Origin of the sequence: Pedobacter montanisoli (assembly GCF_022809115.1) — a bacterium.
In the GTDB taxonomy this organism is placed as follows: Bacteria; Bacteroidota; Bacteroidia; order Sphingobacteriales; family Sphingobacteriaceae; genus Pedobacter; species Pedobacter montanisoli.
Map to the genome: position 1 here is coordinate 262,254 of NZ_JALGBH010000002.1, position 19,843 is coordinate 282,096.

A 19,843-nucleotide genomic window follows, 5' to 3' on the forward strand; every position below is an offset into this window, starting at 1 on the left:
AAATCTTTTTATACATATAATCTTAATATTTTGCTTTTATAATCAATTTTGGCATGATACTTCATTAAAATATCGCCACCTATAATGCCATGAATTTCAGGATGCCCAAGCTGTAAGTAAGTTTCGCTTACACTTTGCAAATCAATGGCAACGGCTTCATAATTCTTAAGTTTAAGGCTACCTATTTTTAAAACCGGAATGATACCGTGTATGGTTGTGGCACTGCTAAAAATAGTTGCGGCCTGTGTTTCACTATTTTGTACAAGATCGTTCAAATGCCTTTTCATTAGGCTTTGATCCAATACGGTTCTCGATGCTCCGGTATCTAAAACGGCAAAAACTTTTTCGTTAAAAACAACAATTTCCACCAAAAGGTGGAAACCGTCGTTTTGTAAATTAATAAGATGTAATGGAACAGATACTGTTCTCATATTAAATCAAGTTCATTTCTGTAAGTACATTGTTCATGTTGCGTACCGCATCTGCACTTTTATTGAATTTGGCCTGTTCATCATCATTTAATTTAAAATCAATGATTTTTTCCCAGCCATTTTTCCCAATAATTACCGGAACGCCCAGGCAAATGTCTTTCTGTCCATATTCGCCATCTAAAGCTACACAGCAGGTAAATAATTTTTTCTCGTCGCGTACAATAGCTTCAACTAAAGCCGCACCTGCGGCACCTGGTGCATACCAGGCAGAAGTACCCAATAAGCCTGTTAAAGTAGCCCCGCCAACCATTGTATCGGCAGCAACTTTTTCTAAAGTAGCATGATCTAATAGATTGTTAACCGGCAAACTTTGGTAAGTTGCAAAACGGGTTAAAGGGATCATGGTTGTATCGCCGTGTCCGCCAATTACAAAGCCTTGTAAATCATTAGGATTGCAGTTTAAAGCCTGGCTTAAATAATATTTAAAACGTGAGCTGTCTAAAATTCCGCCCATACCAATAATGCGGTTCTTAGGTAAGCCTAAAGATTTTAAGGCTAAATAAGTCATGGTGTCCATTGGATTGCTGATCACAACGATAATCGCATCAGGTGAATGTTTAAGAATATTTTCGGCAACACCTTTTACAATACCCGCATTGATACCGATCAGTTCTTCGCGGGTCATACCCGGTTTGCGTGGAAGTCCTGAAGTGATTACAGCAACGGCAGAACCTGCAGTAGCAGAATAATCGTTGGTTACACCTTTAATTTTAGTATCAAAGCCTAATAAGGTAGCAGTTTGCATCATATCAATTGCTTTACCTTCTGCAAAACCCTCTTTAATGTCTAATAAAATAACTTCCTCAGCTAATTCTCTTCTTGCAATGTTATCGGCACATGTGGCTCCTACGGCGCCAGCACCTACTACAGTAATTTTCATATTATGGATAGGTTTAAGATTTAATGTTTATTGGTCTAATATATTGATTTGAGTTAGTTTTAAAAATGTTTTTTTGTAATTATTTATATGTTATGTAATTTTTATGTTGTGGCTTAATTCGTTGTTTTTGGCATAAATTTCCAAGGAAAACGTTTTAAATTTACGGGTAAACTTTCCTTTCCTTCAACATTATTTACCAATAAATCTTTACTTAAAAATTTACCTGTAAATAGATTTCCTATCCATTGTATGGTTTGATATTGTTTGTTCGACTTGCTGAATTTTGCCGATACACCATCGTTATATCTAAACTCATTTTGCTTAAAAATAATATTTTTGGGTAAGCTGTGCTCTAAATCTACCAATTCCATCTCTAAACTGGTTTTACTGTTGTTTATAAAAATATTGTTGTAAACTAAGGTGCTATCTGTTGTACCTGCAAAATTGAAGAGCCGTTTTCGGTTTAAACCATCATTTACACTGAGGTTATATCTGATAACGTTGTTTTTGGTTAGCATACTTTTTGCGCTGATGTCATCAGAAATTACCAGCATAAAACCACCTTCGTTATCGTGGCTGTAATTGTTTTGTATGGTGGTATGATTACAATTGCCGTCAATATCAAAAGATTGCCCATCGTTAGACCAATCTTGGTTTTTGGTAAAAGCCACTTCGTTATATTGAATAACCGTATTGTCGCTGCTATGTGGCCAAACGGCAACCGCGTTATCTTTGGCTCTGGCCCGCATTCCAAAAAGTTTATTATGTTCTATTAAAGCACCATCAAAAGCTTTAACCACAATGCCATCGCCGCCAATATCTTCTAATAAACAATCTTTTATAGTTAATTTTTTATTTGGAAACCAATTGTCTCTAAAAGCGAAAGTTCCATTGCCCCTAATTCCGTTTCTATCTACTTTCTTAATGGTGCATTTTTCGATTTTTAAGTTTTCGATATTGCTTTTTGCCGGACCTTTACATTCCCAGTAAATTCCATTGCCTTCATTGCTGCCTTTTTTATTATCGCCGTTTATATCATGAATATACAAGCCGGATAAGTTAATGTAGGAGATGGTTCCAATGTTTTCTGCTAAAATTCTAACACCGGTTGGGCCGTTTTTCTGAACATCTACTGAAGCATCAAAATTGGTGATTTCTACATTTTTTACGGTAATGTGGCTTATGTTTTTAAGCAAAATGCCATCTCTTGCAGTTCCGTTAACATTTATTTTAGGTAAATCGCCATCGCCATAATCGGCAATAGTTATAGGCTTTTTAAATAATCCAGATTGCTTTAATTCGATATGACCAATCCAAACCGAACCTCTTTTTAAAAGAATCCTATCTCCTGGTTTAAAAACAGATGAATTGATTTTTTCTAAAGTTTTCCAAGCCTGATCGGCCGATGTTCCGGAATTAGAATCTTTACCTGATTCTGCATCGATGTAATATTTCTGGCTTTTTTCTAAGGATTTCCCATCGCTTTTATAGCCTGAAATAACCAAGAAAGAAAGGAAGCAAAATAGGGTTAATAGTTTTTTCATAAGCTAATGCATGATTTTGTGTTTAAAAATACTCAAATATTATATTTAAATTCTCTGTAAGAGGAATCGTTCTCTTTGTTGATAATTAACTGACGGTTTAGCTAGGGTAATTTGCTATTTTTGATAGCTAAATTTTTCCCGATTATGTACTTGATTTTTGATACAGAAACCACCGGTTTGCCCCGTAATTTCAATGCACCTATTACCGATACGGATAACTGGCCGCGTTGTATTCAAATAGCATGGCAACTGCATGATGAATTAGGTAATTTAATTGAACATCAGGATTATCTGGTTAAACCCGATGGATTTAATATCCCTTATGATTCTGAACGTATTCACGGTATTTCTACAGAACTTGCCGATGAACAGGGTATTAGCCTAGCCGAAACAATGGAAAAATTTAAAGAAGTTTTGGGCAAGGCTAAATTTATTGTAGGGCAAAATGTAGGCTTTGATGTTAATATTATAGGCTGTGAATTTTACCGTTTAGGTATAGAAAATAATCTGGCTAACATGCCGGTACTTGATACCTGTACCGAAATTACAGCCGAATTGCTTAAAATACCCGGTGGTAGGGGAGGTAAGTTTAAATTACCAACCTTAACCGAGCTACATTCGTATTTGTTTGGCGTGCCTTTTAGCGAAGCACACAATGCTACTGCCGACGTAGAGGCTACCACCCGTTGTTTTCTTGAACTGGTAAAAAAAGGCATTTTTACAAAAGAAGAACTGCAGGTAGATACCGATTACTTCTTACGTTTTAAAGACGCCAATCCTTTACCATTTGAACCGGTAGGTTTAAAGCATATTAATTTAAAAGCAGCCTCTGATGAAATCAGAAAACGTACACAGGCTGGTGGAGCAGGTGCAGAAAGAAAAACTTCTGCTGCTGATGCAGCGGCTCTGGCCGATGCTACCTTTGTGCATTTACATAACCATACCCAGTTTTCTGTACTGCAAAGTACCATAAGCATAAGTGCTCTGGTAAAAGCCGCGGCCGCACAAAATATGCCCGCAGTTGCTTTAACCGATCATGCGAACATGATGGGAGCCTTTCATTTTGTGAACGAAGTGCTGAAATACAACAAAGGTATTGAAGCCAAAAATGCAGAAGCCATAGAGAAGGGCGAAAAGCCCGAAGGGCAAACCATTAAACCGATTATAGGTGTAGAGTTTTTTGTTTGTGATGACCATACCGATAAAACCCGTAAAGATGATGGTTATCAGGTTGTATTTCTGGCTAAAAATAAGCAAGGCTATCATAATCTGGCTAAAATGTCGTCTATTGCCTATACCAAAGGTTTCTATTACGTTCCAAGGATAGATAAGAAGGTGGTAGAACAATACAAAGATGATATCATTGTATTATCTGGTAATTTGTACGGAGAGATACCTAGTAAGCTGTTAAATATTGGCGAGAAACAGGCAGAAGAAGCACTGATTTGGTGGAAAGAGCGATTTGGCGATAATTTCTATATTGAAGTTATGCGTCATGGTCAGGAAAATGAAGACCGTGTAAATGAAGCTTTGATACCACTTGCAAGCAAACATGGTGTTAAGCTGATTGCAACTAACAATACCTATTATATTGGTAAAAAAGATGCACATGCACACGATATTTTGCTGTGTGTTAAAGACGGTGAGAAATTAACAACGCCTATAGGTCGTGGTCGCGGTTTTAGGTTTGGTATGCCTAACCAAGAGTATTATTTTAAATCGGCCGATGAGATGAAAACGCTTTTTGCCGATCTGCCTGAGGCTATTCTGAACATACAGGAAGTTATAGATAAAATTGAAGCTTATAAACTTGCCCGTGAGGTACTCTTACCAAAATTTGATATTCCTGAAGAATTTCAGGTGGCCGAAGATGAACTGGATGGAGGTAAACGAGGAGAGAACAAATACTTAAGATATTTAACTTACGAAGGTGCTAAAAAACGATATGAAGAATTAACACCTGATATTACCGAACGTCTGGATTTTGAATTACAGACCATTGAAAAAACCGGTTATCCGGGATATTTCCTCATTGTACAGGATTTTATTGCCGAAGCCCGTAACAGAGATGTATCTGTTGGGCCGGGTCGTGGATCGGCAGCAGGATCAGCGGTTGCTTATTGTTTGGGTATTACCAATATAGATCCGATAAAATATGATCTCCTTTTTGAGCGTTTCTTAAATCCAGATAGGGTTTCCATGCCCGATATTGATATCGACTTTGATGATGAGGGTCGTAGTCGTGTAATGGATTATGTGATTGATAAATATGGCTCCAGTCAGGTGGCACAAATCATTACTTATGGTACTATGGCTGCAAAATCATCCATAAGAGATACAGCACGTGTACTGGATCTGCCTTTGTTCGAAGCCGATAAAATAGCCAAGCTTATCCCTAATATGAAGCTGGCTAAGATTTTTAATCTTGAAGAAAAAGAATTGAAATCTGCTTTACGGCCCGATGAGTTTGAAAGAGTAAATGAACTTAAAAACATAGCAGGAGCTAAAAGTTTGGCATCTGAAACTATTGAGCAGGCTGTAGTATTAGAGGGCTCGTTGCGTAATACAGGTATTCACGCCTGCGGGGTGATCATTACGCCCGATGATATTACGAATTTTGTGCCTGTAGCTACGGCAAAAGATTCTGATCTGTATGTTACCCAGTTTGATAACTCGGTGGTAGAAAGCGCCGGTTTGTTAAAGATGGACTTTTTGGGGTTAAAGACTTTGACCCTGATAAAAGATACTGTAAAACTGGTTAAAAAGCGACATGGGAGAGATTTAGATCCTGATAATTTCCCGATAGATGATGTAAAAACTTATGAGCTTTTTCAACGCGGCGAAACGATTGGTATATTCCAGTACGAGAGTCCGGGTATGCAGAAATACATGAAAGAGCTTAAGCCAACGGTTTTCGGAGATTTGATCGCCATGAATGCGCTGTATCGACCAGGGCCAATGGAGTACATCCCAAGTTTCGTAAGGCGTAAGCATGGTTTAGAACCCATTACCTACGATTTAGATGCTTGTGAAGAATACCTGAAAGAAACCTATGGTATTACAGTTTACCAGGAGCAGGTGATGCTTTTATCGCAAAAACTGGCTGGTTTTACCAAAGGTGAGGCCGATGTTTTGCGTAAGGCGATGGGTAAGAAGCAGAAAGACGTGCTGGATAAAATGAAACCAAAATTTGTTCAACAGGCCGCAGAAAAAGGTCATGCTCCAGCTATATTAGAAAAAATATGGAAAGACTGGGAAGCTTTTGCTTCTTATGCTTTCAATAAATCGCACTCAACCTGTTATGCCTGGGTAGCTTACCAAACTGCTTATTTAAAAGCGCATTACCCGGCAGAATATATGGCTGCCGTACTTTCCAATAACATGAGCGATATTAAACAGGTTGCCTTCTTTATGGAAGAATGTCGTCAAATGGGAGTTACAGTTTTAGGGCCAGATGTAAATGAATCTGATCTTAAGTTTTCGGTAAATGCTAATGGGGAAATTCGTTTTGGTTTATCGGCAGTAAAAGGTGTAGGAGAGAAAGCGGTAGAGAGTATCATAGAAGAACGCCAGGCCAATGGCCCTTACCAAAGTATTTTTGAGTTTGCAAAACGTTCTAATACCCGTATCGTAAACAAAAAAGCCTATGAAAGTTTTGTGTACAGTGGGGCATTCGATGCTTTTGGCTACAATAGAGCCCAGTATTTTTATATTGGTGCAAACGATAAAATGAATGGCATAGAAAAGCTGATCAAATATGCGAACGATTTTCAGAATAACCAGAATTCGGCACAATCTTCGTTATTTGGTGGTTCAAAAGCAGATCTTATTCTTGAGCCTACCTTTGCAGCGGCGCAGGAGTGGGGCTTAATTGATAAGCTAAAATATGAGAAAGATGCCATCGGTATATTCCTTTCTGGCCATCCTTTAGATGATTACAGGTTTGAACTGGAAAAGTTCTGCCAGCATAAAGTAAAAGATATCAGTATCATCAATAAGGTGCGTAGTGGCGATACCAATGAAGAAGTATTGGCAGAGTTTGAAGGCTTAAAGAACAGAGAATTGGTGGTAGGCGGACTGGTTGGCATGGCATCACAGCGTATTACCAAAACCGGGCGACCTTTTGGAACTTTTACGTTTGAAGATTATGACGACAGTTGCGAGATTGCTCTTTTTGGAGAAGATTTTCTGAAATTCAAGCAGTTTTTAACAGAAGGCTATTTCTTACAGATCAGAGGAAAAGTAGGTTTACGCTATGGCAAAGAAGGAGATTGGGAGTTTAAAATTACTGCTATAGATTTGCTGTCGGGCTTAAGAGATAAACTTACCAAATCATTAACTTTATTATTCCCTATTGAATCTGTAGATACCGGCCTGATGGATAAAATAGCTTATATCTTAGAGGAAAATAAAGAAATTAGCGAAAATCAGAATTGTAAACTTAACTTTGAGGTTTACGATAGAGAAAAGGGATTAAAATTGGATTTACCATCTAAAAATTTAAAGATAAACCCTAACAACCAGTTTTTAGCTCAGATACAACGACTTAACGTAGTTGATTACAGGTTGAATTAGTGTCAAAATGACATAAGTGTATTGTTGGCACCACAATTGATTATATATTTGTAACACATTAAATAAATTTAGTTATGGCTTTAGAAATAACAGACGCTAACTTCGAGGAAGTAGTATTAAAATCAGATAAACCTGTATTAGTAGATTTTTGGGCAGAATGGTGTGGTCCTTGCCGTATGGTAGGTCCTCTTGTTGATGAGATAGCTAAAGAATACGAAGGTAAAGCGATTGTAGGTAAAGTAAACGTAGATAACAACCCGCAAATCTCTATGCAGTTTGGTATCCGTAATATCCCTGCGCTTTTATACTTTAAAGATGGACAGGTAGTTGACAAACAAGTAGGCGCAGTGCCTAAATCTGTTTTAGCAGGTAAATTGAACAGTCAATTATAAGATATAAAGGTAAATTACCTTACAAAAAAGGCCGGATGTACGTACATCCGGCCTTTTTTTGTTTTAATAAAGTTTGAAACGATTAATACTTGCCAAACTTATAAGTTATTCCTACACCTAAAGTTTCTTTTAACTGTAGTTTGCCAATCTGGTTATCATCATAAAACAGATCTGCGGTAACCTGTGTAGAAATGAATTTATTTACTTTCATATCTAAAATTGCCGAATAAGAAAGAACCATATTCTGAGGTTTTTTCAGGTAATTGCTAAACACACCAAAACGGTTATCCAATAAAATGTTTTCCATTAATTTTGCCTTGTAGCGCCCACCTATGTAAGCACCTAACTGGTAAACCAGACTTTCAGTAGGTTTTGCCCCAAAGGCATCGGTTAAAATGCCATCATGATCAGGATCAAAAACAGCTTTATCGGCAATAATGGTAAATCTTGAGGTTAAAGGGTGTATGCTTAACTGGAAGTTATCGTTTGGAATATAATCAAGACCTACACCTAAGGTTACATAACCCGGAGCCATAAAATTTGAAATATAACCCTGATTAGGATTACCATAATCGTAACCTTTGGCAAACTGGGTTTTTAAATTTAATGCGGCGGCGGTATACCAATTGCTTGTACCTAATTGATAACCATATTTAGAGGTAAGATCAATTACATCTTCTACTTTAGTCGCTTGGTTACCTTCTTCAGAGCGTAAGCCATAACCCATTAAAATTCTGTTTTCCCAAAGATTTTTACCTGATTTAAGGTTAAATTCATAATCAATCCTTCCGGTAAGCGCAACAGAGTTAATACCACCAGATACCCAGTTTGAAAATGCTGCCTGATTTAAAAGTAAGGTATTGGTACCTCTAACTGTCCATCCTTCAGCTTTCTTAGCTGTATCTAATTTTGCTGCTAATTTTGCGCTTTCGGTATTTACTTTTCCACCTTGGATGGTTTGGGCAGAAGCATAAACGCTCAATTGAATACAGAAAGCGATAAGTAAATGTTTTTTCATGGAGTTTTTTTACAAAAGTAATAAAAATCTTTTTTTAGCTTTACTACATGCAAACCGCTTTGAAACCAGATAGTGTACAGTTTAATACCAGCCTGGAGCTTTTGGCTAAACAGGTAGTAGAAGGATTTATTACAGGTTTACACAAAAGCCCTTTTCATGGTTTTTCGGTAGAGTTTGCCGAGCATCGCTTGTACAATACTGGTGATAACGTAAAAAACATAGACTGGAAACTGTACGCTAAAACAGATAAGCTGTTTAGCAAACGTTTTGAAGAAGAAACCAATTTAAGATGCCAGTTTGTAATAGATACTTCTTCTTCCATGTATTTTCCTGAAGAAAAGTATAATAAACTGATCTTTTCTATACAAAGCGCTGCTGCATTGATTTATCTGCTTAAGAAACAACGCGATGCCTTTGGTTTAAGTCTTTTCAATGATAATTTATACATCAATACACCGGCTAGATCTACTACTGCACATCAAAAACATTTGTTTACCATTTTAGAGCAGCTTATTAGGCAGCCGCAAACACCATTAAAAACCAATACAGCCGAAGCTTTACATCAGATAGCAGATACCATTCATAAAAGATCCTTGGTGGTGATATTGAGCGATATGTTTCAAAATCATCATGATGAAGAAAGCCAGAACCAATTGTTTTCTGCCCTGCAACACCTTAAATTTAATAAACACGAAGTGATTGTTTTTAACGTGGTACATAAAGCTAAAGAGCTCGATTTTAGCTTTGATAACCGGCCTTATTTATTTGTAGATATGGAAACAGGTGATGAAGTTAAACTGCATCCTAACCAGGTTAAAGAAGGGTATTTTAAGCAGATAGAAAACTATCGTCAAAACCTGGCCTTAAAATGTGCCCAATATAAAATAGATCTCATTGATGCAAATATTGAGGAAGGGTTTGAGCAGATGTTGCAGGCTTATTTGATCAAAAGACAGAAAATGGCTTAATAAAAAAACCTCCACATAAGGTTTTATGAGGAGGTTAGATAAGGTAACCGGAAAACTAAAAAATTATATATGGATATTTTTTAGATCACAAAACAAAATCATTTCTGATGTTTTGTTAAAACAAATATGTAGCTTGTTTATGAAGTTTTGATGAAGAGTTTAAGTTGTTGGAAAAGTAATGGTAAACAAGGTATGAGAATCTTTGACAGATTCTATATTGAGCTTTAAATTATGAAATTTGGCAATACTGTTTACGATAGCTAAGCCCAGCCCAAATCCTTCTTCATGTTCGTTTTGAACACGTTCAAATCTTTCAAAAGCTTTTTTAATTTCCTCTGCGTTCATGCCAATTCCTGTGTCCTTTATATGAAGCAGGTATTGATGATTTTCCATTTCTGCATCAATACTTATTTTACCTCCAACCTGATTGTACTTAATGGCATTGTTAATCACATTGATCAAAAGTGTACGGATCAAAGGCTGACTGCCTTTAAAAATAAAATCTGTAGCAATGTTATTTTCAAAAGTGATGTTCTTGCCGATTATACGGTCTTCTAACTCTTCATAAATTTCTTCTATTTCCGTTTTAATAGAAATCTGATCGTGTTTAACATACTGCTCATTTTCAATTTTAGAGATGAGTAACAAGCTGTTGATGATTACTTTTAAACGATTCAATGTTTTGAGAGAAGACAGTATTTTATTCTCATGTTGTTCGCTCAAACCTTCATCGGCAAGTATATTTTCTAAACGTGTACTCAATACCGATATAGGTGTAAGCAATTCATGAGAAACGTTGGCTATAAATTGTTTCTCTAATAAGAATAAACCCGAAAGTTTTTGCATTAACGAATTAATACTGTTATCCAGAATTTTAAAATCTGTGGTGGTAGTAGGTATATGATCATAACTATAAGAAATCGGATCATTTACTTTATTGATTTTTTGATCTATGATCTTATAAAATGGTTTTAACAGGTAATGAGTAAAAGCAAAATCGATAATCAGCGTAACAAAAATGGCTAAGGAGAGTACAATGAGCATGTAAAAACCAATGGTGTTTTTAATGGCTTCCATGGCGGTCATACTTTCACCAATTTCCAGTTGGTAACGCTGTCCGTTATATTCAAATTCCTCACTTAAAATCCTGTAAACTTCTATATAGTTCTCAATCTCACGATGCTCGGTAGAAAAGAAAAGTTCACTGTTTAATGCTTTCTTTTTGGGGATTACATTCAGTACAATGAATTCGTCTTTTAAGATGTTATAATCGGTAAAAGTCTGGTTTTCTTGTAAGAGATTTTTGATTTCTTCTTCGTTTAAATTCTCTACAATCTTTAATCGTTTTTTATTTAAGCGGTTATCTAAGTGGTTGGTAGAGATTTTATCGATAGAAAGCAAAATGATTACGCCCAAAACAAGGATAATACCTACTTTGGTTATGGCATTGTACAGTGCAAATTTTGCTTGGAGTTTCATTTGTTTAAATGTTTACCCTGTAGCCTATACTTCTTACGGTTTCAAACCAATCTATTTTAGTGAACTGGCTTAGTTTTTTGCGCAGGTTTTTAACATGGACATCTACAAAATTAGAATCAGAATTTACTTCAAGAATATCGCCCCAAACATGTTCGGTTAAACTTACCCTGGATACCACGCGATTTTTGTTCAATACCAGATAATTCAGAATTTCAAATTCTTTTTTGGTAAGTGTCACACGTTCTGCTTGGTATGATACAGTTCTGTTTTGTATATCTAAGACAAAATCATGTACTCTTACCTCGTTTTTTTCTAATTTATGTTTGCGCCTAATAATGGCATGCATACGAGCCAGAAGTTCATTTAGAGAAAAAGGCTTGGGTAAATAATCATCTGCACCGGCTTCAAGTCCTTTTATCCTATCGTCAACAGCACTGCGGGCAGTTAAAACAATAACGGCATCTTCCCGGTTTTTCAATTTTTTCAAACCCTCCAGTACTTCAAATCCATCTCCATCGGGTAAACCCAGATCTAACAGTACAAAATCATAATTATTAACGAAGATTTTTTCTTCTGCCGAAGATTTTTTCCAGGCATGTTCTACAATATAACCTTCCTTACTCAGAAACTCATTCATTTCCAAAGCCAGACTTTTTTCATCTTCTACAATAAGTACATTCATATTTTGCCTGTTTGTGATTACTAATATAACTTATCCGCAGATTTTTTCAATATTACGCAAAATGATTTCGCATGCAGTTTTGATTTCTTCACTTGTAATTATGAGTGGAGGAGCAATACGCATCGCATTATCGCAATGTAAAAACCAATCGGTAACTACGCCATCTTCAATACAGGCATCAATAATCTTTTTATTGGTTTCATAACTGTTAAACGCTATGGCTAACATCAACCCTTTTCCTCTGATTTCTAATATAGCCGGATGCTTTAGCAAATCCTTAAATAATTGTCCTTTGCTTTCAACGTCATCAACCAATTGATCCTGTAAAATGGTATGAAGCGTAGCCAGACCTGCAGCACAGCTAACCGGATGCCCACCAAATGTAGTCAGATGACCCAATACTGGGTTTTCTGTAAACCCCGACATGATTTCTGAAGATGCAATAAATGCACCTATAGGCATGCCACCACCAATACCTTTGGCTAACAACAAAATATCTGGTACAATGTCAAAATGCTCAAACCCAAACAATTTTCCTGTACGACCAAAACCGCATTGAATTTCATCTAATATGAGCAACGTTCCTGTTTCAGTACATTTTTTGCGCAATTGCTGCATATAATCCAATTCAGGAACAACAATTCCGGCTTCGCCTTGTATGGTTTCTATAAAAACTGCTGCAGTTTGCGTAGTGATCTTTTCTAAATCAGGTAGATGATTAAATTTAATAAAACTGATTCCTGGTAGCAATGGACGGTAGGCTTGCTTAAATGTTTCGTTGCCCATTAAGCTTAAACCTCCATGTGTGCTGCCATGATAACTGTTATTACAGGCAATGATTTCGGTTCTTCCAGAGTATCTTTTTGCCAATTTCATAGCGCCTTCCACAGCTTCTGCTCCTGAGTTTACAAAATAGGTGCAGTTTAAATTTTCAGGCAATACTTCGGCTAAAGCTTTGGCAAAATTTACCTGTGGACTTTGTACATATTCGCCATATACCATAAGGTGCATATAGGTTTGTGCCTGTAATTGCACTGCCTCTACAATATTGGGATGGCAATGGCCAACATTACTTACACCAATGCCTGAAATTAAATCGATATAAGGTTTGTCATCCTTATCATACATGTAAATGCCTTTGGCACGGGTAAAGGCTAATAAAAGTGGGCTAGGGGAAGTTTGGGCGTTATGTTTTAAAAATAATTGACGTTGTGTTAGCATTTTACAAAGTTAAGGCATTTATTTTTTAGTTTCTTTTTGTGAAAAATATTCACATTAAATATTTGGAGTTCGGCAAATAGGATAATTAAATTAGAATTAACTAATCAAATAATTAACCTTCAAAACTTAAAAGCTATGAAAAAATTAATGATTCTCGCTTGCTTCGCTTTCCTATCGGTAGGCGCTTATGCTGCTAAAAGCGAAACTCCAAAAACAGAACAAGTTGCTTCAGAAAAATTCTTTGCAGACTACACGTATACGAGTAGTTGTGGAGAAGTGTGGGATGTAACTACTTCTGAGGGACTTTCATGGGGTTGCCATATGGCTTTATGGGCGAAAATGGAAGCCGCATGTGGTACCGCTGTAGATTATGTGGAGGTAGAAGAAGGTAACGACTGCTAAAAGGTCAATTTTACCGTTAGGCAATCTTATTGTCTAGCGGTAATTCTTTAAATATAAATCGTAGTTAATGCACACTCATACTCATATCAATAAAATGGTTTTAAAGAAGTACTTAATCTTAATCTTGCTCTTTGCATTTTCTCAAAAAAATTATGCTCAGAAAAATGAAACAGTTTTGGCTACTGTAACTTATAAAATAAGCCAGGTAAGAAATCAACAAACATTAATAAACGATGTATGCTTGATGGACATAAGTAAAAACTATAGTTTTTTTTACAGTAAAAATGTAGCCGAAAATATAGCTAAAATGAAAGAAGCTTTTGAAAAGGCAAGTGCAACAGGGGTAAAACCTAATTTTAATGCTGCTGATTTTGTTATTACTAAAATTTACAGATTCTATAAATTACATTCATTTAGTAAAAAAGAAACAATTAATATACAGAGTGTTGGTAACCAGATGCTGGGATATGTTGATGCAGGATATACCAATAATTGGGAAATAAAACCGGATACGATGAGTATAAATGGATTGAAATGCCAAAAAGCAATATTGGAGCGATCTTCTTCTATAATTACAGGGTGGTTTTGTAAAGATATACCTTTTCAGGCAGGACCCTTCTCTTTCTTTGGATTACCCGGCCTGATTGTTAAGACTTCATCTTCTGACGGATGGGAATCAGAATTAACAGGTATCACTTATAATAAAGATGATAAAAAGAAAATGGACATTATCGATTATGCATTGGTAAGTGAAACTGATTTTAAAAAAGCAGTTGAAAACGCAAAAGCCTCACGTCAGATAGGGGGAGCATCGCCTAATACCGGAAGAAAACAAAACTAATGTGCTTTTTTTATACAGAATAATACTAAATCTTACAGTCTTTCTTCCTAATAAGATTATTATCTGCCTGCTTGTAACCATTTCATTTGAGGGTTATAGTCAAAATGTTATTCAAGGAACCATAAAAGATGAAACAGGTAAAATAGTAAACAATATCAATCTGATCTTATATCCGCGAACAGGAGAAAACATTTTAGGATATGGGGGAGTAGATGAAAGAGGAAGATTTACAATTAAATATCCAAATGTTGCTACGGATAGTATCAGGTTAGAAATCATAGGTCTCGCCTATGAAAGAAAAATACTTTTTTTAGTTTCCAAGTCTTATCAGCTTGTAAATGTTCAGGTTAAAACGGCTGTAAATACTTTGCCAGAGATTATTATTAAAGATGAGCGTCCGATTACTAAAAAATCGGATACCATTAATTATAATATTAAATCCTTTGCTAATAAAAACGACAGAGTTATTATAGATGTTATTAAAAATTTGCCAGGCATAAAAGTAACTGAAAGCGGGCAGATTTTATATCAGAATAAGGCTATCAATAAATTTTATGTTGAAGGACAGGATCTTTTGGAGGGACGATATAACCTAACAACTAATAACCTTCCTGTTAATGCTGTTGATGCTGTACAGATATTAGAAAATCACCAGCCAGTTAGGATGCTTGAGGGAATTGAAGAAACAGACAGAGCAGCATTGAATATAAAGTTAAATGCAAATGCTAGAATGAAATTAATAGGGAATGTAAATGCAGGTTTAGGTTTAAGCCCTTTTCTTCGTAATAACAATGTGGCCTTATTAAAGTTTAACCAAAACATGCAGTACATCAACGCTGTAAAAAATAATAATGTTGGCGTAAACCTGGATAAAGAATTAAATGATCTTAATCTAAATTTGAATACGATACTGAGTGGAGGTATTACACAAAATCTGGTAAACATTATTAAAGCACCAACCCCGCCTGTAAATACCGAACGATATACTTTTAATAATAATACATTAGCATCAAGTAATCAGATTTTTCCTCTTAGCAAATTATTTACCTTAAAATATAACATTGCATATGAGAACGATAAACTAATAAATAACTCAGATGCTATTACTCAGGTTTATCTTCCTTCAGATACAATTGTTATAAATGAAAATCAAACTGGGTATAATACATATCATAAACTGATTTCCAGATTAGGCATAGAAGCTAATACACAAAAAATCTTTTTTAAAGATATTTTTAACTTCCAAAGGATTTGGAGCTCAGAATATAATTATATTTCTTCTAATGCTGTTAACCAGAAATTGAGTAACCCGTTTATTAATTTATATAATGACTTTAGTTCAGTAATTAAGATTAAGAATAATCTGTTAGGAGTTAATTCTTATATAAGTTATAGTGATTTACCACAATATTTAAATGTTACTCCCGGTCAATATAAGAAGTTACTTAATAATGATCAGGAATATGATGGCTTATTGCAGAAAATACAATCAAGAACTTTCTTTTTAAATAACTCTGTATCCTTTGGCAAAAAAATCAATAAATTATATGTCAATAATAAATTAGGAGTATTAGCTAATCTGCAACACCTGAACAATAATTTAGACTTATTTACAGGAGATGTCATTTTCTCACCTACAGGTTCTTTTCAAAATGATATTGAGCGAAATCAGCTTAAATTATATAATGAAACAGCATTAACCTATAGAATGAAAAAAGCCAGTATTGTTACAATCCTAAATATAAGTCCTACTCATTTGAGCAATAATGATAGAGGAATTAAACAAAGTGAAAATGAAATCTTTTTTAATTATAGCATCAGATCAAAGTATGATATTAATCAATTTTTTACCAATAGCCTTAATATAACAGTTCAAAGAGATGCAACATATATGTCCAATGCCAGTTTTGTGCTACAGAACTATAGAAGTTTGGTAAGTTATGAAATTCCCTTATATAAGACATGGGATAAGAGCATTAATTATAGCCTGAATTATAAAAATATAGTAACAGCTATGTTTGCCAATTTAGGCATAAGCTTTTCTCGAAAGAATAGCAATATCTTAATGAAATCTAAGTTTGATCAGGATTTGATAACCCAGACAGCTATTGTTCAGGATAATCCTTCTGATAAACTGAATTTTTCTGGAAACGTGAATAAGTACTATTTGTCTATTAAAACAGGGATAGATATTGGTGTAAATTATGCGTTTACTAAATTTAAAGAAATACAACAGGGAGCTATAAATAATTTTTTAAATAAAACATCGAAACTGACTGTTAGAATTAATACCCAACCTAATAAATGGCTTGTTTTAAATCATAGTTTAGAATTTACCAGATATAAAAATACTTCAAAACAAAATGGGAATTATATTGAATATGATCCGGTTCATTTTTTTAACCAGAACTGTAATCTCAAAGCTTCGTTATTCAACGATTATACAGCTAAATTAAATTTAGAACACTATTATAATGACGCAAAGTATCTGAAACCGGTTAATTATTTCTTTGCTGATTTTGGAATTCAAAAAACACTTAAAAAACAGAAAATTGATCTTTCAGCAACTTTGTCAAATATTTTTAATGTAAAAAATTATACAAGTTACAGCTATACAAATAATTATTTGCTCAACTCTAATTATACATTAAGAGGGCGAACATTATTATTTAAGGCAGATTTCCAGTTTTAATAAGATTTTATAATCAAGATTGCGGGCCTCTTCTGTATTGTTTAAGCAGTTCTTTTTTATAGGTTTCTTGTGCCCTGTAAAATTTGCCTACTATTTTAGGAGATAATCTGGATTTGAATCTGTTATAATACTTCTTTTCGATGTCTAAATCCCTTTGCTTAAAGTCAAAGTCGTTTAAAATCAAGGTTTGGATTTCGCTATCACTTAAATCATCAATTTCCTTGATTTTTCTAAAGCTGATCATTTTTTGAAAGCGCTCGTTTCTCAATGCTTTTTGTTCTCTTACAAGATCATTATAAATAGGCCAGAATACCTTAGCCTCATCTGGGTTAAGGTCCAGTTTAGTGGTAAGCCATGCCACTTTATTGGCTTCCATTTTTTCTTCTATCTCGCTTCTCGATTCTTGAGATTTTGAACAAAAAGGAAGTAAAAACAATAGAAATAAGATTGATAAATACTTCATTTTTTACAAATTGTTGGTAATGTCGTTTGCTGAAAAATTCTCTAGGATATACTTTTCTACATCAGTATTAGAAACCTGGGTAACCGGTGTCTTTTGTGTTTCATGTATATGATCAATGATTGCGGTTTCATCTATATCATAAAGCATACGTTCTGTAGCAGTATCGGCTAAGAATTTTTTCTTTTCAATTTTTGACTGCTGATTGATGTAGAAGAATATTGAACCAATAAGTATTACACAAGCAGCAGCAGCATATTTTGTAACAGAAATCCACAGTTTAACTGTTTTAGGTCTGGAAGTATTCGTGTTGGCCGTTTTAGCAAGTATAGCGCTATTTAACTGGTCAAAATAACTCTTAGGTACATTAAAACCTGTATTGGCTGTAGTTTGATTTAAAAGAGAAACCTGATTAAGAATCTGCTGCTTCTGTTCTTCAAAAAAGTTTTTTCCGGCACTAAAGCCTCCAGTTGAATTTTTATCCAGTTCAGCTATAAAAATGCTATTATGGATGTGTTCTGTTAAGGTGTCAAAATAATTATCGGGCACACGATATGGATTGCTTGCAGGTAGCTGAGCGAGTGTTGGTGCTTCATCTTTCCATTCCATATTTTCATCAACTCTATTCATTACACATTTATTGATGCGTTTTTTTGTAAAAGGTTTAATACTTTAATCAACATTTTTTAAAAAAAGCTCAATTTTTTTGACTGCTATATGAAATGAGGCTTTTAATGCACCTACACTTGTACCTAATACTTCAGAAATCTCATCGTATTTCATATCGTCAAAATACTTCATGTTAAAAATTATACGCTGTTTTTCAGGTAGGGTAAGTATGGCGGCCTGCAATTGCCTTTGAATTTTATTGCCATCAAAATGAGTAGATGCGGCCAATGTTTCAGCCAGTTCTGTGTTTACCTCATCAATAGAAATGTTGTTTTTATTTTTTTTTCTGTTGAGGTGGGTAATAGATTCGTTTGTGGCTATGCGGTAGATCCAGGTGTAGAGTTGAGAGTCGTTCCTGAAATTTGCCAGGTTTTTCCAGATCTTAACAAAGGTTTCCTGCACTAAATCATCTGCATCATCATGATCTATAACTAATCTTCTGATATGCCAGTAGATTTTTTGCTGATATTTTTGAAGAAGCAGATTGAAGGCTAACGTACGTGTTTGCTCATCTTTGAATTTCAAAAGAATTTCTTCGTCTTCAACCTGCTTCATTTAAATTATTTGGTTTTTCTTGATATTGCTTTTTGTACGGCAGCAACAATATCAGAAGGATCTAGCTTATACTTGGTCATTAATTGATCAGGTGTTCCACTCTCGCCAAAGCTATCATTTACTGCAACAAATTCCTGAGGTGCAAGATAAGTAGTTGTCAGTAAATGTGCAACACTTTCACCTAAACCACCCAATTTATTATGCTCTTCGCAGGTTACGATACATCCGGTTTTCTTAACTGATTTTAAGATAGCTTCCTCATCTAATGGTTTTATGGTGTGGATGTTAATGATTTCAGCATCAATACCCATTTCAGCCAGTTTTTCACCAGCTTCAATAGCTCTCCAAACCATGTGGCCTGTAGCAACAATAGTCACATCTGTTCCTTCGTTTACCATCCATGCTTTACCAATCTCAAATTTTTGATCTTCAGGTGTAAATACAGGAACTGTAGGCCTGCCAAAACGTAAGTACACAGGACCTTCATGTTCTAAAATGGCTAAAGTAGCTGCTTTAGTCTGGTTGTAATCGCAAGGATTGATGACCACCATTCCAGGGAGCATTTTCATCATGCCTATATCTTCCAGAATTTGATGAGTTGCGCCATCTTCACCAAGCGTTAAACCGGCATGTGAAGCACATATTTTTACATTCTTGCCTGAGTAAGCAATAGATTGTCTAATCTGGTCATAAACCCTACCCGTAGAAAAATTGGCAAAAGTTCCCGTAAAAGGTATTTTTCCGCCAATAGTTAACCCGGCAGCAATACCCATCATATTTGCTTCTGCAATACCAACCTGGATAAAACGTTCAGGAAAATCTTTAATGAAGGCGTCCATTTTTAAAGAACCCACTAAGTCGGCACAAAGCGCAACAACATTTTCGTTTCTTTTACCTGCTTCATGTAAGCCGGCTCCAAAACCAGAACGGGTATCTTTTTTTTCTGTATATGTATATTTTTTCATTACTGTAAC

General features: G+C 35.2%; 17 protein-coding genes. 6 read left to right on the forward strand and 11 right to left on the reverse strand.

What is annotated here, in order from left to right; translation table 11 throughout:
- Positions 1–8: 8 nt before the first annotated feature.
- From MMF97_RS08940 to MMF97_RS08950, 3 genes are all read right to left on the reverse strand, one after another.
- On the reverse strand, positions 9–431 hold the full coding sequence (locus MMF97_RS08940) for a retropepsin-like aspartic protease (RefSeq protein WP_243361657.1): 423 nt from the start codon (positions 429–431) through the stop codon (positions 9–11).
- Position 432: 1 nt separating this feature from the next.
- Positions 433–1,371, reverse strand: a complete 939-nt coding sequence (gene mdh, locus MMF97_RS08945) for a malate dehydrogenase (protein WP_243361659.1) — start codon at positions 1,369–1,371, stop codon at positions 433–435.
- 113 nt (positions 1,372–1,484) lie between these two features.
- Positions 1,485–2,915 (reverse strand): right-handed parallel beta-helix repeat-containing protein, encoded by a 1,431-nt coding sequence (locus tag MMF97_RS08950; RefSeq protein ID WP_243361660.1) that lies wholly within the window; start codon positions 2,913–2,915, stop codon positions 1,485–1,487.
- 144 nt (positions 2,916–3,059) lie between these two features.
- On the opposite strand from MMF97_RS08950, the gene dnaE reads away from it, so the two are divergent.
- Positions 3,060–7,490, forward strand: a complete 4,431-nt coding sequence (dnaE, locus tag MMF97_RS08955) for a DNA polymerase III subunit alpha (RefSeq protein ID WP_243361662.1) — start codon at positions 3,060–3,062, stop codon at positions 7,488–7,490.
- A gap of 74 nt (positions 7,491–7,564) precedes the next feature.
- Positions 7,565–7,882, forward strand: a complete 318-nt coding sequence (trxA, locus tag MMF97_RS08960; RefSeq protein ID WP_243361663.1) for a thioredoxin — start codon at positions 7,565–7,567, stop codon at positions 7,880–7,882.
- An 82-nt stretch (positions 7,883–7,964) separates the two neighbouring features.
- Here the strand turns inward: trxA and MMF97_RS08965 are convergent, their stop codons facing one another.
- Positions 7,965–8,900, reverse strand: a complete 936-nt coding sequence (locus MMF97_RS08965; protein ID WP_243361665.1) for a DUF3078 domain-containing protein — start codon at positions 8,898–8,900, stop codon at positions 7,965–7,967.
- A 47-nt stretch (positions 8,901–8,947) separates the two neighbouring features.
- On the opposite strand from MMF97_RS08965, the gene MMF97_RS08970 reads away from it, so the two are divergent.
- A complete protein-coding gene (locus tag MMF97_RS08970; RefSeq protein ID WP_243361666.1) occupies positions 8,948–9,868 on the forward strand; it encodes a DUF58 domain-containing protein in 921 nt (306 codons plus the stop codon).
- Between the two features lie 159 nt (positions 9,869–10,027).
- Here the strand turns inward: MMF97_RS08970 and MMF97_RS08975 are convergent, their stop codons facing one another.
- Genes MMF97_RS08975 through MMF97_RS08985 form a run of 3 tightly spaced genes read right to left on the reverse strand, consistent with a single transcriptional unit; the run spans position 10,028 to position 13,250 of the window.
- The gene (locus tag MMF97_RS08975; RefSeq protein WP_243361668.1) at positions 10,028–11,347 is read right to left on the reverse strand and encodes a sensor histidine kinase; all 1,320 of its coding nucleotides are present in this window, start codon (positions 11,345–11,347) and stop codon (positions 10,028–10,030) included.
- 4 nt (positions 11,348–11,351) lie between these two features.
- Entirely contained in the window at positions 11,352–12,029 is a 678-nt protein-coding gene (locus tag MMF97_RS08980; protein ID WP_243361670.1) for a response regulator transcription factor, read from the reverse strand.
- A 30-nt stretch (positions 12,030–12,059) separates the two neighbouring features.
- Entirely contained in the window at positions 12,060–13,250 is a 1,191-nt protein-coding gene (locus MMF97_RS08985) for an aspartate aminotransferase family protein (protein WP_243361672.1), read from the reverse strand.
- A 147-nt stretch (positions 13,251–13,397) separates the two neighbouring features.
- On the opposite strand from MMF97_RS08985, the gene MMF97_RS08990 reads away from it, so the two are divergent.
- The 3 genes from MMF97_RS08990 to MMF97_RS09000 all read left to right on the forward strand — a co-directional run bounded on the left by MMF97_RS08990 (position 13,398) and on the right by MMF97_RS09000 (position 17,185).
- Entirely contained in the window at positions 13,398–13,652 is a 255-nt protein-coding gene (locus MMF97_RS08990) for a hypothetical protein (protein ID WP_243361674.1), read from the forward strand.
- Positions 13,653–13,719: 67 nt separating this feature from the next.
- Positions 13,720–14,493: a GLPGLI family protein gene (locus MMF97_RS08995; RefSeq protein ID WP_243361676.1), complete on the forward strand. Its 774-nt coding sequence runs from the start codon at positions 13,720–13,722 to the stop codon at positions 14,491–14,493.
- Between the two features lies 1 nt (position 14,494).
- Positions 14,495–17,185, forward strand: coding sequence for a hypothetical protein (locus tag MMF97_RS09000; RefSeq protein ID WP_243361678.1), 2,691 nt, complete (start codon positions 14,495–14,497; stop codon positions 17,183–17,185).
- 13 nt (positions 17,186–17,198) lie between these two features.
- Here MMF97_RS09000 and MMF97_RS09005 read toward each other — a convergent pair whose 3' ends face one another.
- Genes MMF97_RS09005 through MMF97_RS09020 form a run of 4 tightly spaced genes read right to left on the reverse strand, consistent with a single transcriptional unit; the run spans position 17,199 to position 19,834 of the window.
- Positions 17,199–17,648 carry a hypothetical protein gene (locus tag MMF97_RS09005; protein ID WP_243361679.1) on the reverse strand — a complete coding sequence of 150 codons (450 nt, stop codon included), beginning with the start codon at positions 17,646–17,648 and terminating at the stop codon, positions 17,199–17,201.
- 3 nt (positions 17,649–17,651) lie between these two features.
- Complete coding sequence (locus tag MMF97_RS09010; RefSeq protein WP_243361681.1) at positions 17,652–18,275, reverse strand: hypothetical protein; 624 nt, start codon at positions 18,273–18,275, stop codon at positions 17,652–17,654.
- A 42-nt stretch (positions 18,276–18,317) separates the two neighbouring features.
- A complete protein-coding gene (locus MMF97_RS09015; protein ID WP_243361683.1) occupies positions 18,318–18,869 on the reverse strand; it encodes an RNA polymerase sigma factor in 552 nt (183 codons plus the stop codon).
- Between the two features lie 5 nt (positions 18,870–18,874).
- On the reverse strand, positions 18,875–19,834 hold the full coding sequence (locus MMF97_RS09020) for a transketolase family protein (RefSeq protein WP_243361685.1): 960 nt from the start codon (positions 19,832–19,834) through the stop codon (positions 18,875–18,877).
- Positions 19,835–19,843 lie beyond the last annotated feature (9 nt).

Excerpts from the sequence above, each read along its gene's own strand:
- MMF97_RS08940 (WP_243361657.1), bottom strand. The coding sequence starts at position 431 with ATGAGAACAGTATCTGTTCCATTACATCTTATTAATTTACAAAACGAC.
- mdh (WP_243361659.1), bottom strand. The coding sequence starts at position 1,371 with ATGAAAATTACTGTAGTAGGTGCTGGCGCCGTAGGAGCCACATGTGCC.
- MMF97_RS08950 (WP_243361660.1), bottom strand. The coding sequence starts at position 2,915 with ATGAAAAAACTATTAACCCTATTTTGCTTCCTTTCTTTCTTGGTTATT.
- dnaE (WP_243361662.1), top strand. The coding sequence starts at position 3,060 with ATGTACTTGATTTTTGATACAGAAACCACCGGTTTGCCCCGTAATTTC.
- trxA (WP_243361663.1), top strand. The coding sequence starts at position 7,565 with ATGGCTTTAGAAATAACAGACGCTAACTTCGAGGAAGTAGTATTAAAA.
- MMF97_RS08965 (WP_243361665.1), bottom strand. The coding sequence starts at position 8,900 with ATGAAAAAACATTTACTTATCGCTTTCTGTATTCAATTGAGCGTTTAT.
- MMF97_RS08970 (WP_243361666.1), top strand. The coding sequence starts at position 8,948 with ATGCAAACCGCTTTGAAACCAGATAGTGTACAGTTTAATACCAGCCTG.
- MMF97_RS08975 (WP_243361668.1), bottom strand. The coding sequence starts at position 11,347 with ATGAAACTCCAAGCAAAATTTGCACTGTACAATGCCATAACCAAAGTA.
- MMF97_RS08980 (WP_243361670.1), bottom strand. The coding sequence starts at position 12,029 with ATGAATGTACTTATTGTAGAAGATGAAAAAAGTCTGGCTTTGGAAATG.
- MMF97_RS08985 (WP_243361672.1), bottom strand. The coding sequence starts at position 13,250 with ATGCTAACACAACGTCAATTATTTTTAAAACATAACGCCCAAACTTCC.
- MMF97_RS08990 (WP_243361674.1), top strand. The coding sequence starts at position 13,398 with ATGATTCTCGCTTGCTTCGCTTTCCTATCGGTAGGCGCTTATGCTGCT.
- MMF97_RS08995 (WP_243361676.1), top strand. The coding sequence starts at position 13,720 with ATGCACACTCATACTCATATCAATAAAATGGTTTTAAAGAAGTACTTA.
- MMF97_RS09005 (WP_243361679.1), bottom strand. The coding sequence starts at position 17,648 with ATGAAGTATTTATCAATCTTATTTCTATTGTTTTTACTTCCTTTTTGT.
- MMF97_RS09010 (WP_243361681.1), bottom strand. The coding sequence starts at position 18,275 with ATGAATAGAGTTGATGAAAATATGGAATGGAAAGATGAAGCACCAACA.
- MMF97_RS09015 (WP_243361683.1), bottom strand. The coding sequence starts at position 18,869 with ATGAAGCAGGTTGAAGACGAAGAAATTCTTTTGAAATTCAAAGATGAG.
- MMF97_RS09020 (WP_243361685.1), bottom strand. The coding sequence starts at position 19,834 with ATGAAAAAATATACATATACAGAAAAAAAAGATACCCGTTCTGGTTTT.